Source organism: Verrucomicrobiota bacterium (genome assembly GCA_016871495.1).
GTDB lineage: Bacteria > Verrucomicrobiota > Verrucomicrobiia > Limisphaerales > VHDF01 > VHDF01.
The window spans coordinates 20,842-37,957 of sequence record VHDF01000042.1 but is presented as its reverse complement, the minus strand read 5'-3'; the positions used below and the strand labels follow the sequence as shown (position 1 = coordinate 37,957).

At 59.4% G+C, this 17,116-nt stretch carries 12 protein-coding genes; 10 read left to right on the top strand and 2 right to left on the bottom strand.

Annotated features, from left to right (window positions below; translation table 11 throughout):
- Positions 1-486: 486 nt before the first annotated feature.
- From FJ404_10945 to FJ404_10900, 10 genes are all read left to right on the top strand, one after another.
- Positions 487-1,455, top strand: a complete 969-nt coding sequence (locus FJ404_10945; protein ID MBM3823385.1) for an ATP-binding cassette domain-containing protein — start codon at positions 487-489, stop codon at positions 1,453-1,455.
- Complete coding sequence (locus FJ404_10940) at positions 1,452-2,207, top strand: ABC transporter permease (GenBank protein MBM3823384.1); 756 nt, start codon at positions 1,452-1,454, stop codon at positions 2,205-2,207. Before FJ404_10945 ends, FJ404_10940 begins: the two co-directional genes overlap by 4 nt.
- 22 nt (positions 2,208-2,229) lie before the next feature.
- Entirely contained in the window at positions 2,230-4,131 is a 1,902-nt protein-coding gene (locus tag FJ404_10935; protein MBM3823383.1) for a hypothetical protein, read from the top strand.
- Positions 4,128-5,357: a DUF4340 domain-containing protein gene (locus FJ404_10930; GenBank protein ID MBM3823382.1), complete on the top strand. Its 1,230-nt coding sequence runs from the start codon at positions 4,128-4,130 to the stop codon at positions 5,355-5,357. The genes FJ404_10935 and FJ404_10930 overlap by 4 nt, the downstream gene beginning before the upstream one ends.
- Before the next feature lie 352 nt (positions 5,358-5,709).
- Positions 5,710-5,976 carry a 50S ribosomal protein L28 gene (rpmB, locus tag FJ404_10925; GenBank protein ID MBM3823381.1) on the top strand — a complete coding sequence of 89 codons (267 nt, stop codon included), beginning with the start codon at positions 5,710-5,712 and terminating at the stop codon, positions 5,974-5,976.
- Positions 5,977-6,176: 200 nt separating this feature from the next.
- On the top strand, positions 6,177-6,959 hold the full coding sequence (locus FJ404_10920) for a hypothetical protein (GenBank protein MBM3823380.1): 783 nt from the start codon (positions 6,177-6,179) through the stop codon (positions 6,957-6,959).
- Positions 6,883-8,220, top strand: a complete 1,338-nt coding sequence (locus FJ404_10915; GenBank protein MBM3823379.1) for a hypothetical protein — start codon at positions 6,883-6,885, stop codon at positions 8,218-8,220. Before FJ404_10920 ends, FJ404_10915 begins: the two co-directional genes overlap by 77 nt.
- A complete protein-coding gene (locus FJ404_10910) occupies positions 8,171-8,389 on the top strand; it encodes a hypothetical protein (GenBank protein MBM3823378.1) in 219 nt (72 codons plus the stop codon). Before FJ404_10915 ends, FJ404_10910 begins: the two co-directional genes overlap by 50 nt.
- Before the next feature lie 15 nt (positions 8,390-8,404).
- On the top strand, positions 8,405-12,820 hold the full coding sequence (locus FJ404_10905; protein ID MBM3823377.1) for a hypothetical protein: 4,416 nt from the start codon (positions 8,405-8,407) through the stop codon (positions 12,818-12,820).
- Positions 12,817-13,791 (top strand): hypothetical protein, encoded by a 975-nt coding sequence (locus FJ404_10900; GenBank protein ID MBM3823376.1) that lies wholly within the window; start codon positions 12,817-12,819, stop codon positions 13,789-13,791. The genes FJ404_10905 and FJ404_10900 overlap by 4 nt, the downstream gene beginning before the upstream one ends.
- A gap of 149 nt (positions 13,792-13,940) precedes the next feature.
- Here FJ404_10900 and FJ404_10895 read toward each other — a convergent pair whose 3' ends face one another.
- Together FJ404_10895 and FJ404_10890 are read right to left on the bottom strand one after the other, a co-directional pair.
- The gene (locus FJ404_10895) at positions 13,941-14,561 is read right to left on the bottom strand and encodes a superoxide dismutase (protein ID MBM3823375.1); all 621 of its coding nucleotides are present in this window, start codon (positions 14,559-14,561) and stop codon (positions 13,941-13,943) included.
- Positions 14,562-14,686: 125 nt separating this feature from the next.
- Positions 14,687-17,113: a hypothetical protein gene (locus FJ404_10890; GenBank protein ID MBM3823374.1), complete on the bottom strand. Its 2,427-nt coding sequence runs from the start codon at positions 17,111-17,113 to the stop codon at positions 14,687-14,689.
- Positions 17,114-17,116 lie beyond the last annotated feature (3 nt).

Sequence of the window (17,116 nt, the reverse complement as noted above, 5' to 3'; positions counted from 1 at the left end):
GCGATACCGCCGTTCCCCCTTGTCGTCACCCCACCACCAGCCCTCCAACGCCCATTCCGCCGCGTCTCAGGAAAATCTTGCCCTCCAAATTCCTAAAATCGATCGCGCCATGAAATATGCGGGCTAGGGCAGGCCATGGAACAGGAGGAGATCGCCGCGGCCGATTGGCGGGAACGGAAGCGCCGTGAACGGCGCGCCCCGACAACCTGTGGATGCACCGGGTCAGGGGGTAACCTGCCGAATATTGTTTACTTCTCCCTTCGAAAGATTGAGCCTTTCGAGCTCGCACGGGTCAAAGGGATCCGTCCCGCGGAAATGAAGCTCCCGGGGGATCGCCTTACTCTTGCGCCTCTTGACAAGCGTTGTATGGGTAGAGGCCTCTCGATCATATGTATAGGTAGTAATCGGGTCGGATTTCGCTGCCCAGTGCGGCGAGGCTTGATCCGGGCGCGGGTTGCGGTGCGATGATATTGGAATGAGGATCGAATGATCAAAGTAAGCGAACTGAGAAAACAATTTGGCCCCAAGCACGCCGTCAAAGGCGTCTCTTTCACGGTGGAGAAGGGGGAAGTGCTTGGATTTCTGGGACCGAACGGCGCGGGCAAATCCACCACCATGCGCATGTTGACGGGGTTCCTCCCGCCCACGTCGGGCACGGCGTCGGTTGGAGGGTTCGATGTTTGGGAGAATCCCATCCCGGCCAAGCGTCTCCTGGGCTACCTGCCCGAGAACGCGCCCGTTTACACCGACATGACGGTGGAGGGCTTCCTGAGATTTGCGGCGGAACTGCGAGGCATGCGCGGGGCTTCCGTCACCCAGGCCGTTCACCGGGTGATTGAAACGTGTTTCCTCGAAAACGTGGTGCAACAGAGTGTGGACACGCTTTCCAAGGGATACCGTCATCGCACCTGTTTTGCCCAGTCCATCCTTCATGATCCTGAGGTGCTCGTGTTGGACGAGCCGACCGACGGCCTGGATCCGAATCAAAAGCATGAAGTGCGCACGTTGATCCGGCGCATGGGAGAAAAGAAGGCGATCATCTTTTCCACACATATCCTGGAGGAAGTCGAAGCGGTCTGTTCACGCGCCATGATTATCGACCGCGGCGAAGTGGTGGCGAACGGAACTCCGTCGGAATTGAAGAAGCGTTCAGAATTCGCCGGCACGGTTTTGTTCAAGGTTGCGGGCCCCGCCCCTGCGGACGTGCTGGCGAAAGCCGGCTCCGTGGCGGGCGCCAAGCGCGTGGTTCCGTTCGGCGCCAACGGGGAGGCCGGCGTGCGCATTTATCCTCAGACCTCCCTGGCGGACGGCCAGATGACTCGCGCTTTGCACGAGTTGGCCAATCGCGAGGGCTGGCAGATTCTCGAACTTCATCAGGATGAAGGGCGATTGGACGAGGTTTTCCGCAGCATCACTCTTCCCGACACACAAATGCAAAAGGACAGGCAAGCATGAGCGCTCAAGGGACACCCCTCGGCAATATTTGGACGATCACGAAGCGGGAGTTTGGAGGCTACTTCGCCTCGCCCGTGGGTTACGTTTTCATTGTTATTTTTCTATTATTGGTCGGCTTCTTCACGTTCATGGCGGGCGGGTTTTTCGAACGGGGAGAGGCTTCGCTGACTTCCTTTTTTCTCTGGCATCCGTGGCTCTATTTGTTTCTGGTCCCGGCCGCCGGCATGAGGCTGTGGTCGGAGGAGCGCCGGTTGGGGACGATTGAGTTGCTCTTGACCATGCCCATTACGCCCTGGCATGCGATTCTCGGGAAGTTCCTGGCCTCCTGGCTTTTCCTGGCCCTGGCGCTGGCGCTGACTTTTCCGCTCGTAGCGACGGTCCGGTATCTGGGACCGGCGGATCTCGGCGTCATCGCCGGAGGTTACGCGGGAAGCCTGATGCTGGCCGGGGCCTATTTGGCCATCAGTTGTGTGACCTCGGCCATGACTCGCAATCAAGTGATCAGCTTCATCCTCTCCGTTGTTTTCTGTCTTTTCCTGATCTTGGCCGGCTGGCCGCCCGTGACGAACCTGCTCGTGAAATGGGCGCCGAACGCGCTCGTCAAGGGCGTGGCGGCCTTCAGCGTCATGCCGCACTTCGAAGGTTTCCAACGCGGCGTGCTGGATTCCCGTGATTTGCTCTACTTTCTCTCGGTCATGGGATTCTCCCTGTTCACCACGAGCGTGATCATTCGCAGCCACCGCGCCGGATAACCCTTCACTTTCGACACCGCCTATGTCCAAGAACAAGTCCAACGAGGCCCTGCTCTACTCCACGATCGGGGTGGGGGCGATGTTCCTCATCCTGATCTTCCTGAACTTGATCGCCAGCCGCGCGAAGGTTCGGGTGGATTTGACGCAGGATAAGATCTTCACGCTTTCGGAAGGGACCAAGAGCATCCTCAAGAAATTGGATACGCCGGTCAAAATCCGGTTTTATTACACCCAAGGGGAGAACGCCATGCCGGTGCCCTGGCAGAACCACGCCCGCAGGGTGGAGGATTTGCTGGACGAGTATCAGCAGCACTCGAAGGGATTGATCGAGCTGGAAAAACTCGATCCGCAACCCGATTCGGATGCCGAGGAATCCGCCAACTTGGACGGTGTCGAGGGCATGATGGTGAACATGACCGACAAGATTTATCTCGGTCTGGCGGTGAGCTGTTTGGACGCCAAATTTCCCGTGACCCTCTCTCCTGACCGGGAAAAGCTGCTGGAGTACGATATTTCGCGGGCTATTTCGCAGGTCATCAGCCCCACCAAGCCGGTCGTGGGCGTGATGAGTTCCCTGCCTGTGTTCGGGTCGGCCATGAACCCGATGATGATGCAGATGGGCCGGGGCGGTCAGCAGCCCGCCTGGGTGTTCATCAACGAGCTGAAGCGTGATTTCAACGTCAAGCAAATCGAGACGTCGGTGGATCACATTGAGGACGACATCAAGGTGTTGCTGGTGCTGCATCCGAAGAATCTCCCTGAGCCGGCGCAGTTTGCGATCGATCAGTTTGTGCTGAAAGGCGGTTCGTTGATCGCGTTTGTCGATCCCCTGTGTGTGGTGGACAGCACCGCGAACCCTTCGAATCCGCTTCAGCGCGCGGCTTCCAGTGGTTCTTCGCTCGACAAATTGTTCAAGGCCTGGGGGATTGAGTTCTCCTCGGAGAAAGTGGTGGCGGACATGAATTTTGTAACGCAACTCAGCCGGGGCGGGCGGCCGGAAGCTTTACCCACCGTCCTCAGCATCAACAAGGATGGCGTGCTGGAGGGCGATGTGGTGACGAGCCAGATCGACAATTTGCTGATGGCGTTTTCCGGCGTGTTTTCGGGAACGCCGGTTTCGGGTTTGACCCAGACGACCTTGCTGAAGACCACCCCCGACTCGGCTCAGATCGAAAAATTCATGGCCGAGTTCGCCGGGGGCAATATCAACAAGGACTATGTTCGTTCGGGCAAGGAGCAAAGTTTGGCCATCCGGCTGAGCGGCAAGTTCAAGACTGCTTTTCCGGAAGGCAAGCCAGCGGCGGCGCCGCCCGCGGACGGCGAAAAGAAAGAGGAAAAGAAAGGGGAGGGGTTGAAGGAAGGCACGAAGGAGGCCGTGGTGGTCTTGTTCGGCGACGTGGACATGCTTTACGACCAGTTTACGGTGCGCGTGCAAAACTTCTTTGGGCAGCAACTGGCCACCCCTTTGAATCAGAATCTGAACCTCGCCCAAAACCTGGTGGAGCAAATGTCCGGGGACAGCAGCCTGATCCAGGTCCGCACGCGGGCCACCATTAGCCGGCCCTTTACGGTCGTGAAGAAGATGCAGGCTCAGGCGGAGGAGAGCTACCGGGCCAAGATCAAGCAACTGGAGGGCGACCTCGCCAATGCCCAGCAGCGTTTGAACGAGCTGCAGCGGACGAAGCAGGACAAGAATCAACGTTTTATCATGTCTCCGGAGCAGCAACAGGAATTGGCGAATTTCCGCAAGAAGGAGGCCGAGGTGAAGAAGGAACTGAAGGACGTTCGGAAACAGCTCCGGCGGGACATTGATTCCCTGGAGAATTCCTTGAAGTGGGTCAATATCGCAGGCATGCCCCTGGGAGTGACCGTGGCGGGCATCCTGCTCGCGATGATGAAACGCAAGAAGACCGCCGCAAAATGAACCGCAAGCAACTCATCCTCATCCTGGTGGTGGGGGCCGTCGTCGTCGGCCTGGGAGCTCTCCTGTATCGACGCGACACCTCCGCCTGGAAGTCGTCGGGGCAAAGCATGGGCCAAAAAGCCTTGGGCGAGTTCCCCATCAACGAAGTCAGCTCCATCGTGATCCAACAGCAAACCAACACGCTTCACCTCGTCAAGAAGGGCGAGGCGTGGCACGTGAAGGAGCGCTTCGAGTATCCGGCCAACTTCAGTGAAATCGGCGACACCCTCAGAAAACTCTGGGAACTCAAGACGGTCCAAGCCGTCAAAGTGGGAGCCTCCCAGCTTGGGCGGTTGGACCTCCTTCCTCCTGACCAGGGAACCAATTCCGGGACACTGGTCCAATTGAAGGATGCCAGCGGCAAAACGATCAAGTCCGTGTTGCTGGGCAAGAAGCACGTGAAGAAATCCGGCGGCGAGGCATCTCCTTTTGGCGGAGGCGGGGAATGGCCGGACGGCCGTTACCTGCTCGTGGGCGAACCAGGGCAGGACGTGGCGGTCATTTCTGATCCGTTGAACAACCTGGAACCCAAGGCCGAGACGTGGATCGACAAAGAATTCTTCAAAGTTGAAAAACTGAAGAGCGTCGCGGTCACTCACACCCAGGACACGAACTCGTGGAAAATCCATCGGGAGACCGAGGGCGGGGAATTGAAGCTGGCGGACGCCAAGCCGGAGGAGAAATTTGACGCGACGAAAGCTTCTGCGGCTGGGAACTTGTTCTCCTATCCAAGTTTCACCGACGTGGTTTCGCCCGAGGCGAAGCCGGAAACGACCGGACTTCATCAGCCGATGACCGCGACCGTTGAAACGTTTGAGGGTTTTACTTATCAAATCAAAATCGGATCGAAGACGCCGGAAGAGAACTACCATCTGCAAGTGGCGACGAGTGCCTCGCTGGCTGGAGAACGCACCCCCGGCAAGGATGAGAAGCCGGAGGACAAGGAAAAGCTCGACAAGGAATTCAAGGAAAAGCAAGACAAGCTGAAGGAGAAATTGGCGAAAGAGAAAGCCCTGGCAAACTGGACCTATTTGGTGTCGAAGTGGAACATCGATGCGATCCTCAAGAATCGCGCCGATTTCATGGCCGACAAGAAGGGCGACGAGAAGAAGGACGGTGGGGCAGCCGACAGTGAGATTGATGCTCCGATTCCCAACATCAACCCACCTCCCATTCCGTTGAAGTAGGCGGGCCAAGCGCGCCTGGGGCGGATCTCCGCGCATTCACAGGTTTGTCAGTGATGCGCGCGGCGTTCACGCCGCTTCAGGGCATGTCTTGAAAGGGGCATCGCAGGTTGGAGGGGCAAGGGTGCTGCCGGGGCGAAGGCATCCACCCATGGCGGGCCCTGGAGCGGGAGGGCGAGGTTCCATCCGAGCCGGTCAGGCAGGCTGGCGCGAGCGGAAGCGCTGTGAACGGCGCGCCCCGTCAGCTTGCGGAAGCACCGGGAACTGAGGAACTGAAATTAGGAAACATTCGTCCTTGCATTGGCGGCGAAGGTTGATAGTTTCGCCCGCTCGCGAGCTTCGCGGAAATGTAGATATGGCAAGAATTTGCGAATTAACAGGCAAGGGCCCGGTCAAGGGCAGTATTATTTGGCGCAGTGGAAAAGCCAAGAAACAGGGCGGCATTGGCACCCACGTCACCGCCATTACCAAGCGAAGGTTTTTCCCCAACCTGCAACGGGTTAAGGCGGTGGTGGACGGCGAAGTCCGCTACATCCGAGTCAGCGCCAAGGCCTTGAAGCAGGGTTTGGTGACCAAGCCACCCAAGCGCACTTGGAAAAAAGGCGAGTCGAAGAAGGCCTGAGATCCCGACCTGTTCAGCACCCGATTTGAAGCGGCGGATTCCTTGGAATCCGCCGCTTTGTTTTACCGTGATCTCGGCCTCGGGTTTTGAGCTGCGCCCGGGCATTGGCTTGTGGTATGCTCCTGGCATGGGAGCCCTGCGGGGAGTTCCCGCTGGAAGCTATTCTCAATGCAATTCCTGGAATTGCGAACGCGTGAATTATGAAACGACCCCTCATCCTCCTCGGATTCCTCACGGGATTTCTCCTGAAGTCGTTCCCGGCTTGGGCTCAGCTCTTGCCCGCCAGTTCGGTGATTCGGTATGGCGAGACCGTTGAGGGGAAGATTGCCTTGGCGGGTGGCCTCGTCGGCTACTCGATCAAAGGCACCGCCGGGCAGCGGGTATTTCTGGATGGATTGGAGCCGGACAATGGCGGACTGACGATCACGGTCACTGCACCTTCGGGAAAACAGGTGCTCAACTCGGTCGCCGGACGCGACGGGGGATTGCAGACTTTGGAGGAGACCGGGAACTATCTGGTCACGGTCGATGGCATTCGCGAATCCACCGGAGAATTCAAGTTCCGCATTCTTGATGTGGCCTCCGGGCCGGAGCTTGTGTCGGGCAAGACGGTGAACGGAGTTTTGGCTCCGCAACGGCAGTCGGTGGTGTATTTTTGGAAAGGGCTGGCTGGCCAGCGTCTCAAGTTCGACAGCGGCCTCCTGGGAGTTTTATGGTGCCGCGGACCAAGTGTTAATTTCCGGCTGCGGATTTCGGACCGATTTAGGCGAAGTGGTGCTCCCCACCGACGGTATTTGTGTCTTGCTGGTGGCCGGGACGGGTTCAGGGAGCCTCGCTTTCTCTTATCAGTTCGAGGTGACTGCGGCGGCGGATGCCAAGGGGCAATCGATCGGATTTGGGCAGATCTTGGAAGGTTCGGTTACGGGAGGGACGAATCGATTTACGGTCCAAGCCGTGGCGGGCCAGTGGGTTTACCTGGATAGTTTGAACCGGGGAGCCGGAGGCGTGGTGGTGGATTTTCGGCGTTCGGATGGAACCGGGGGGAACATGTTCACGGTGGGTGCCAGTGGGGACTCGGGTCCGCATTTGGTTGCTTCCAGTGCTGCCTACGATGTGGTGGTGCGGGGGACCGGAGCCTATCGGTTGAGGTTGCTGGATTTGACAGGACTGAAACACGTGCCGCCGGGCGTGGAAATGAAGGGAGATTTGGAAATCGCGCAGACCGAGGTTTTTGCTTTTGAGGGGACCGCGGGGATACGGATCTTCTATGACGCATTGGATGCGGATTTCGATCCGGTGCTCATTCGACTCCTCAATTCAGCGGGGAACATCCAATTTGTGAACGGGAACGCGGATCATGATGTTGGCATTTTCACGCTGGGAGCCGCAGGGCGTTACTATTGGATTACGGAAAACGTGAGCAACGTGAAAACGGACTTCCGATTCCGTTATTTCGATGTGGATCAAGCGCCGATGCTGGAGTTGGGTTCGCCTTTGACAGGCAAGATGGATCCGCCAACGGGGGCTATCTTCCGCCGATTCGCGGCGAAGGCCGGGGAACGCTGGTTTTTTGACGGGCGTGGGACCAATGGCGGGGGATGGGCGGTCTATGGTCCCAAGAATGAGATCCTGAGCCAGAATTCGTGGAATGCGGATTTGGAGTTTACCACGGTCTTCGAATCGATTTACGTGTTGGGAATCGGGGGCGGAGGTCGTGAACCGGCTTTTTTTGACTTGGTTCCATCGAGGGCCGGGACCCGGACGCAGGTCCTGGGGCTGGGAGCTCTGGTGTCCAGGGAGATCAACGCGGCGGGCGAGGATGCGGTCTACGAGTTCGATGGGGCGCCCGGGCAGCGTCTTTTTTACGATGCCATCGAGGGGTTCACCCGGGCGACGGTTCGTTTGCGCTCGCCGGGTGGGGCGGATCTTTTTTTCAGGGGAATGGATTCCGACTTCGGGCCGTTGACTCTCACGGAGTTCGGCAAGTATCAGTTCATCGTGGAGGGAGGGGCGGGGAACATCGGGGCTTATCGGTTTCGGTTGTTCGACCTTGCGTCCCCGCCCGTGCGGGCTTTGCAGTTGAACACGACGTATGGAGTGGGCATTGAGAGTGTACCCGCTTCGGCGTTGATCAAAGTCGTGGGGAGTTATATCAATGAAAGCCTGCGGAGCTACGCAACCCAGGATGACTGGCGTGTCACCCAGCAGGTGGCGGGAAGGCGCGAGGCTCTATACCAGCAGTGACGATGGCAGTCGGCTCTGGGTTGATTTGAATGCGGATGGCAAGTTTGAAGAAACGGGTCCGGAGTTTCTCAATAATAATTGGGGCCAAGGTCAAGGCACGACCCGGCGCGGGCCGATGGAGCGGATTCCGGCGGGCACTTACGCGTTTCGTGTCCAGTATGCGGAGTAATTCGGAGCAAACACGATGTTCCTGGAATGGGAAGCGGGACAGAGCCTGGATCCCGGAACGGTTTTGCAGGCTTACCGTTATGAAGGCCGGCAGGGGGAGAGGCTCTTTTTCAACGGTCTGTGGGGGCAAGCGGGCGGCGGCATGATTTTGTTTGGTCCCGCGAACGAGACGTTGGGGAATGTGGGATTATCGGGCAGCTTCGAGCTGACCCTCCCGCGCGCCGGGGCGTATCACTTGTTCATCTACGGGCATGGAGCGCCGAACCCGATTCCTTTTGCTTTCCGGGTGAACGCGTATGAACACGCGGTGGAGGACTTGCTCATGAACCAGCGCTTGGAGGGTTCGATTCTTCGCCCGGGTGACCAGCACCAATTCCGGTTCACCGCCCGCGTGGGGCAACAATTTTACTTCGATGCGCAAAGCAATCATCCCGGATCCGTTCACGCCCGGCTGCTCGGCCCCGGAGGGGAATCGCTTTGGGAGGTCAATCGAGTCACGGACCGCGGTCCATTTACGATCGGCCAGGCCGGCGTGTACACGCTCGTGCTGGATGGCATCGGAGCGACAACGGGAGATTACGCGTTTCGGTGGATCGACCTCGGATCCTCCGCCGTGCGCGATTTGGAGTATGGCAAGGCGTACGGCTTCTCCGTGGTGCCGGCCCCAGCTTTGGATGTCGTGGGAACCTATATCAACTCCAGTTTAAGGAGCCATCCAGAGCAGGATGATTGGCGGATTACGCAACCTGTGGCGGGGAAAAGAGCCGACTCTCAGATCGCCTTCGACAATCCGAATTGGGGCTCTCGTGCCGCAGTCGGGTTGACCAAAGGGACGGATGACAATTGGGAAGACTATTCGGTTCAGTGGGATGGCACCGTTCTGGTCACGATCCCGAACACGCGGTTTTTCACCTCGAGCGACGATGGCAGCCGCCTCTGGATCGACCTGGATGGAAATGGGCAATTCGAAAAAGCTTCGCCGGAGCTCACGGACAACAACTGGGGCCAGGGCCAGGCCATCAGGGTCGGCCCGGCCTCCGTGCCCGTTGCGCCGGGTGTTTATCGCATGCGCGCACAGTTCGAGGAGGGCTTTGGGGGCAATGCAATGTACCTGCTTTGGGATCAGGGTGACTCCATGGAGCGAGGAAATCAGAGCGTTATCTTCCGCATTCGAGGCAAGATTGACGAAAGGTTATACCTGGACTTTATGGGCCCTTCCACCGCTGCCGGTTGGGGATTCTATGAGCCGACCGGACGCTGGCTGACGGGAAGCAACTTGACCGGCGACTCCACCGTGACCCTTCCGGGTGACGGCGAGTATTTTTTAGTGCTGGATGGCAATTCGGAGAATCCGGTTCCTTATGGCCTGCGGGTCACTCCGATGGTCGCCGCGCAGTCGGCTCTGCTCTTGGGTCAAACGACGCGGGGTGCCATTCAGAATCCGGGCGATTCCATCCAATTCCTTTTCGACGGCGTGGCGGGGCAAAAGGTCATCTTGGACTGGCTTTCGCCTCTTGGTGGCGTCGCCCCGGTTCGGTATGTTTTCTCGAGTCCGCCGGCGGGGGATTTGGGGTCAGGGGGCGCGGCGGATGGGGCGGTGGAAGTTTTCAAGGAAACCGGGAAGCATCGCATTACGTTCACCGCATCCAGGGCCTGGGTGGGTGACTTTCAATTTCGCGCGCTTGATTTGGCGGCTTCGGCTCCGATCAGCATCGGAGGCAATGTGGTGGGGGCGCTGGTTCCGGGGGCTCGCATGGATTTGTATCGGTTTTCGGCCAAGGCGGGACAACGGATGCGACTGGCCGGGGCGGGTGCCACGGACGGGGGCATTTCGGCCCGGTTGGTGAATCCTTCGGGAGTGACGACCGATTTTGGCGGGTTGAGGGCGAGGAACTTGGATTTCGCTCTGGTGGAGTCAGGCGAGCATTATGTCATGATCGTGTCAGACAATAATCCGGCCGCTTCGCTGCCTTATGGATTCTTGCTGACCGTTTTGGAGGAGCCCACGGGGACGCTTGCGGGTTTCGGGCAACTGATTCAAGGATCCGTGACGGGCGGAGGAACGAACCGGTTTGAATTCGATGGTGTGGCCGGGCATTTGGTTTACTTTGATGCGCAGGATCCGGCCGGGGGAGTTTTGGTGGATTTGCGTGAGGCCCCGGCTGGTGGGGCGAATCTTTTCACCGTGGGGTCCAATGGAGACAGCGGTCCTTTCATCATCCCGAAGAATGGCAAGCTGACCTTGCAAGTCAGGGGAACCGGAACCGACAAGTTTCACCTGCTCAACTTTTCCCAGGCTCCCGCGCTGTCCTTGGGCGAGAGCGTCGCGGGAGATCTCGATCCCGGCGAAGCGCGCCAATTCACTCTCGACGGTTCCGTCGGTCAGAGGCTGCTTTACGACGCTCTTGACGCGGATTTCGATGGAGTTAGTTCGCGTCTTTACGGACCGGTGGGACGAGTGCAGCACGTCAATGGCAATTCGGATTCGGATACCAATCCATTCAGCCTCGAGATGGGCGGGCGTTACACGTTGTTGGTGGACAATGGTTCTCGAGTGCGAGCGGATTTTCGATTCCGGATGCTTGATTTGGCGAAAGCAGCCAGGATTGAGGCAGGGGTGGAGATTCGCAAAGTCAACGACCTGGGGTTGGGGATCACCCCTTATGCATTGTTGGGGGGGGCTGGGCAGCGGTGGTACTTCGACAGCTTGGGCACCAATGGAGGCGATTGGAGACTTTACAGTCCCCAGAACGCCGTGCTGGCGCAGGTTCATTGGGGCGCTGATATGGAGGTCATCCTTCCGTCCGATGGCGTTTATGTTCTGACGATGGACGGAAGGACGGCGGCTCCGGCGGGCTATGCGTTCCGGGCTTTGCCGGCACGTGTGACCACGGAGAAGCTGCCGTTGAATTCGGTGGTGTCCGGCAGCATTTCGCTGCCGGGGGATCGCAGAATATTCGAGTTTGCAGGCGTGGCGGGGCAGCGGCTGTATTTCGACGGTATGAAGGGATTTGGCGGAGGTGTGGCCCGCGTTCAGGATGTGGAGTCGGGCGCTGATTTGTTCGCTGTGGCGATCGACAATGACCGGGGTCCTGTGACTTTGGGGGGGAATGGCCATTATCGAGTGGTCATTGATGCCAACGGCGGCGCCATCGGGGACTTTGCATTTCGAGTGTTTGAAATGGGAAGCCAGCCTGAGTTGGTCCTCAATCGCGAGTATGCTGGCGTCGTGGATCCGGGATTCGGCGCGGTGATTTACAAGGTGCTGGCGACGGCCGGCCAGCGACTTTTCTTCGATGGTTTGGGTTCGGAATTTACGGGGGCGTGGAATCTTTACGGTCCAGGCAATGCGGCTCTGGGTGGCAACACCATCAATCGCGATTTCGAATCCGTCGCCACCCAAACAGGGGTGCACCTGCTGGTCCTCACGAGTCATGCCGAGAAGCCGCCGAGCTTCAAATTCAGCGTCAATGTCGCTTCCATTCCCGATTTGGAACTGGAGCTCGGTGCGGTGATGAAAGGCGTCTTGGAACGGGCCGGGGATTTTTCGATGTTCAAGTTCAAGGGTTTTCCCGGTCAAAAGTTGTACTTCGATTCGTTGTTCGCGGAGCATGCGTCCCTGCGCGCTCGCTTCATCAATCCTTCAGGCGGGGTTTTGCGCGAGTTTGCCGCGGGGGGTGATTTTGGCCCGTTGACCCTTGGCGAATCGGGCGTTTTTACCCTGTCGATTGACGGAAGCGGCGATGCGAAGGGCGCTTTTGCTTTTCAGCTCTTTGACGTCGCCTCGCAGCCGGTGCTTCGCTACAACACCGCATTCGACGGGGTGTTGGATCCCCCGACCAGCGCGCGGATCCTTCGGCTCACGGTCACGGGCAAGGAGCGGCTGTATTTCAACGGGCAGGGGCTGGATGCCGGCGCCTATTGGACGCTCTACGGCACGGCCAACGAGGCCCTGGGAGGGACAGCGTTGAACAACGATTTCGAATATCTGCCTCCGCGTGCCGCCGAGTACGTGCTGGTTCTGCACGGCGATCCCGGCAACAAGACACCGGTTCGTTACGTGCTCAGCGTGAACGCCCATTCGATCGACCAAGGAGCGAACACGGCGCCGACCCTGAACGAGATTCAAGATCAGGTGAGCGTGGGTGGGCGCGTCATCGGTCCCATCTCGATCGTGGTTACGGACGCTGAAACACCTGTCGAGAAACTGCAAGTGGTGGCGAGGTCGAGCGATCAAAGTGTGCTGCCGGATGCCGCCTTGAAGATCGAAGGAACGGGGGCCCGGCGTGGATTAAGCATATCGCCTTCAGCCGACGCCACGGGATCGGCGCTGGTGACGGTGTCGGTGATCGATGAGCAGGGCGCCCGGTCGAGCCGGACGTTTCAAGTCGCGCTTTCCGCCAAGAACACAGTCATCCGCAAACGGTCGTGACCCGGTTGGGCGCCGCGGCGGAATTCAAAGTGGCCGCGGTGAATCCGGTGGGCTCCCTCAATCCCATTACGTATCGATGGTTTTTCAATGGAGCCGCCATCCCAGGGGCGACCTCCGAAACACTTTCGATCACGGCCGTGCAGTTGACCAATCTTGGCGATTACGTTGTCGAGGTCTCGAATCCCTCAGCCAGCATCACCAGCCGATCGGCGAGGTTACAGGTCAACTTGAGCGAAGGAGACAAGGTCAATGCAAACGTCTCCAGCGAAGACAAGTTGTCGGATGCCGTTCTCTTTCTGGAACTCTCCTCGGATGCATTGACCCCGTCGCCTCTGCCCTTGGAAAGGGCGTTGGGCGGATTGCCCCGGACGAGGCGGACAGGAACGGCTGTGGCGCGCGGTTATTCCGGCAGCCAGATCTTCAACTCATTCGGGTCGAATACGGAGGAAGGGGAGCCTCAGCATTGCGGTGTGATCGGCGGGTCCAGTCAGTGGACTTCCTACACTCCGGAAGCCGACGGGTTCCTGACGCTGACCACGGATGGCAGCGATTTCGACACCGTGCTGGCGGTTTACACGGGGAACGCGGCGGACTTTGCGACGTTGACTCCTGTCGCTTGCGACAACGATGGCGGAACGGACGGGAAGGACAGCAAAGTCGTGGTGCCCATCATTCGAGGGACGGTTTATTACATTGCGGTCGATGGTGTGAATGGAGCGACGGGGACGGCCAACTTGACCTACCGATTGGAGGCCCCGGCAAGGTTTGCACCTCCAGGGTTCAGCAATGGATCCCTGCAATTCGATCTCAGCGGACTGCCCGGCGGGGAATACACCATCGAGTGGACAACTTCGTTTGACGTTTGGACGCCGCTCATGACCACCAATTCGGTGAATGGAGTCGTTCGCATCTCCGATCCCAACGCTCAAGGTTCAGGTCCGCGCTTCTACCGGGCGGTGACGGTGCAATAGCCGGATGCCCGGAGGGTGGCTCCGAGTGAGCCGATGTGAATCGTCGCTGCTGGAACTCGGCGTTCGGCCGGAAGGCCGGCTCCAAAAAAAGAACGCCGTCCGTGTGCTTCGGACGGCGTGGTGGGGATTTCGCAGGGTAAAGCCCTCTCTCAGCCTTTGGCTTGAGCGTAGAGACGGGCCACTTCGTTCCAATTCACCACATTCCAGAACGCCTTGAGATAGTCGGGCCGGCGATTCTGGTACTTCAAGTAGTAGGCGTGTTCCCACACATCGCAGCCAAGGATGGGCCGTCCGGTACCGTCCATGACCGGATTATCCTGGTTGGGGGTGGAGACGATTTCGAGTTTTCCGGACTTGTTGACGATCAACCAGACCCAGCCGCTTCCGAAGCGGCCGACGCCGCCGGCTTCGAATTTCTCCTTGAAGGCCTCGAAACTTCCAAAGGCGGCCTGGAGGTCCGCGGCCAGCGGTCCGGACGGCGCGCCGCCCGCGCCAGGGCTCATCAGTTTCCAGAACAGGGCGTGGTTGTAGTGGCCGCCGCCGTTGTTGCGGACCGGTCCGCGAGTGGCATCAGGCACGGAGCCCAGGTTCTTGATCAAGTCCTCGATCGGCATGGCTTCGAGGGCGGCGTTGCCCGTCAAAGCCTTGTTGAGATTGGTCACGTAAGCGTTGTGGTGCTTTCCGTGATGGATTTCCATGGTGGCTTTGTCGATATGGGGTTCGAGAGCGTCGTGGGCGTAGGGCAGGGCAGGGAGTTCGTGTGGCATAATCGAGTTTCAGTTCAAGCCCGGACTCGTCCCGGGGAGGGCGGAGTCGTTCCGCGTCCCTGGAGCGTGTCGAGCGCCGACAATCTAGCAAAGGTCCGTTGCAGGGACAAGGGCCGCCTCGGGACGGGTTACGGCTTGGTCGATTCGGGAGCGGCGGGCGGTTTGGTTTCGGGCGCAGGTGGAGGAAGTTCGGCCGGGGATGTCGGGGCGGGTTGATCGAACAGCAGATCCTTGGGCACGTTGCCGGATTGCTTGTTCTTCGACCGTTTGTCTTTGATTTCCTTGTTCGCTTTGTCCGTGCGGGTCTGTTCTTCCTTTTCCCAATCGACTTGCGCGCGGCGCACGCCGGGGAGTTTCTCGAGTTCTTCGCGGGCGAGGACGGCGGCGTCTTTGGGCGATTGCAGCACCAGAGGGCGCATGAGGACGATCAACTCGACGCGTTTGTTGTTGTCGGATTTGCTTTTGAAGAGGTTGCCGAGGACCGGAACTCTCATGAGGCCGGGCACGCCGGATGAGCTTTTGGTTTTGTTGGAGTTGATGAAACCGCCGAGCATGATGGTGTCGCGATCGCGGACGGAGATGGTGGCATTGGCGGTGCGGCGGACCGTGGTGGGCACGTCGTTGTTGTCAATTTTCACGGTGGTGCCGAGTTGCTCGATGTTCTGTTGCAGCTCCATGACCACGAGTCCATCCGGCGTGATGAACGGCGTGACATCGAGTTGAATGCCGACGCTGAGCTGGGTGTAGGTGGAGCGGTTGCCGCCAAACGAGTCGCCGAAGCCACCGTAGCCGTAGCTCGTGCCGGTGATGTAGGGAACGGTGTCCCCGACGAAGAAGCTTCCGGGAACGGCGTGGGAGGTGACGATGCGGGGCCGGGACATGACGTTGACGGTGCTGTCGCCGGCAATGGCGGTGACGGCGACATCGAACTCGTTGCCGAAGACTCCGAAGTAGGAGAAACCCGAGGGCAGGGCTCCAATGCCGGCGGGCCCCGAGGGGGCGTTGGAGGTGGCCGCGGTGAGGAAGCTTTTGGGATTGATGAAAGTCTGGCCGTTATTGACGCCTCCGGCGCCGCTGAACTGTCCGGACGACTGCGGACGCTGCAAATAGCTGACGCCCATGTTGCGGTTGTCGCCGAGCGTGACTTCGAGAACGATGGCTTCGATCATGACCTGGGCCAGGGCGACATCGACCTTGGCCACGATGTTGGTGATCATTTTGAGATCTTGTTTATTGGCGAACACGATCAGCGAATTGGATCGCTCGTCAGGAATGATTTTGGCGTCGGTGAGCAACTGAGCTTCGTTTCCGCCGGAGGCCCGATTCACCAGGCGATTGAGCCGGTCTTGGAAGCTCGATTGATTGGGTTGGGCGACGGGTTGGTTGGGCTGCAAGGCGGTGCGCTGTTGCTGCAGGGCGGCGGTTCCGAAGGCCGCGCCACCCCGTCCTCCCGTCGTGGCGGTGGATCGTGTGCTGCGGGTGGAAGAACCGACAGCGCCGCCCCCGCCGCCGATGAGGCTGCTCATGGTGTTGTAAATGTCCTCGACCTTCCCGTATTTGATGGGGATGACTTCGAGTTGGTAATCCATCTCGGGCACCACGTCGATTCTCTTGAGCACCTCCAGCATGCGTTTGACATTGGCGGCGTAATCCCGCAGCACGATGATCTGGCTGGAATCGATCCCGACGATGCCGGTGGGATTTTTGGCGAAGGGAGTGAGGGCCTGGACGACTTCGCTGGGCTTGGCGTTCTTGAGTTGAACGATTTGGGTTGTGTACTGCTCGGCTTCAGGCAGGTCCTTCTCATTGACGTTGGAGAAGGCGGCGGCTTCCTGACCGGCTTGCTGCTGCTGGACCGCTTTGACGAAGCGCTCGCCGCGGTTGATCATGGTGATGCCGTTCAAGGCCAGCACGCTGTCCAAGGCCTCGATCGCCTCGCGGCGGGTGAGGTCGTTGTGAGTTTTGATGGTGACGGTGCCGGTCAGGCTGGAGGGGCGCAAAACGGTGCGGCCGGTAAGTTGGGCATAGTAATCGAGAACTTGATCGATGGGAGCGCCGGACCAGCTGAAGCCCTTCATGAGATCCTCCATGTTCAGGCGGGAGCCTGAACGCGGTCTGATCTGAACCGTGCCGGGCTCCAGTGCGGGATCGGTGCCGTCGTCGGCGCCGGCAGCGCCGGGAACCGATCCGGCCACCGCGGTGCCGGGACGGATGACCACCGGTTGGTTGGTGTTGGCGGGAGTCGCGGTGGTCTGGCCGGGCACAGGGGGGAAGAGCGAGGGGCGGGTTCCGGGAGCCGCGGCGGTACCAAGTGGGGAGGCGGCAGGGGCGTTGGTGGAAGGCGTGGCTGGAGCGGGGCGCGCGGTGACACGGGCGGGCCTTTCGGGCAAGCCCGGCAGAGCGGGAGCATTGGGGGCAGGCGTGGTGGGCGCGGTGGCGGCCGGGGAGGGGTTGGCCGCGGCGGGCGCCGCGGTCGGCGGATTGTTCTGTGCGGTGGCGGCCCAGACGAGAAAGGCCAGGATTCCAAGGGTGGGGATGATCAATCGAGAGTTCATGGG

Excerpts from the sequence above, each read along its gene's own strand:
- FJ404_10945 (MBM3823385.1), top strand. The coding sequence starts at position 487 with ATGATCAAAGTAAGCGAACTGAGAAAACAATTTGGCCCCAAGCACGCC.
- FJ404_10940 (MBM3823384.1), top strand. The coding sequence starts at position 1,452 with ATGAGCGCTCAAGGGACACCCCTCGGCAATATTTGGACGATCACGAAG.
- FJ404_10935 (MBM3823383.1), top strand. The coding sequence starts at position 2,230 with ATGTCCAAGAACAAGTCCAACGAGGCCCTGCTCTACTCCACGATCGGG.
- FJ404_10930 (MBM3823382.1), top strand. The coding sequence starts at position 4,128 with ATGAACCGCAAGCAACTCATCCTCATCCTGGTGGTGGGGGCCGTCGTC.
- rpmB (MBM3823381.1), top strand. The coding sequence starts at position 5,710 with ATGGCAAGAATTTGCGAATTAACAGGCAAGGGCCCGGTCAAGGGCAGT.
- FJ404_10920 (MBM3823380.1), top strand. The coding sequence starts at position 6,177 with ATGAAACGACCCCTCATCCTCCTCGGATTCCTCACGGGATTTCTCCTG.
- FJ404_10905 (MBM3823377.1), top strand. The coding sequence starts at position 8,405 with ATGTTCCTGGAATGGGAAGCGGGACAGAGCCTGGATCCCGGAACGGTT.
- FJ404_10890 (MBM3823374.1), bottom strand. The coding sequence starts at position 17,113 with ATGAACTCTCGATTGATCATCCCCACCCTTGGAATCCTGGCCTTTCTC.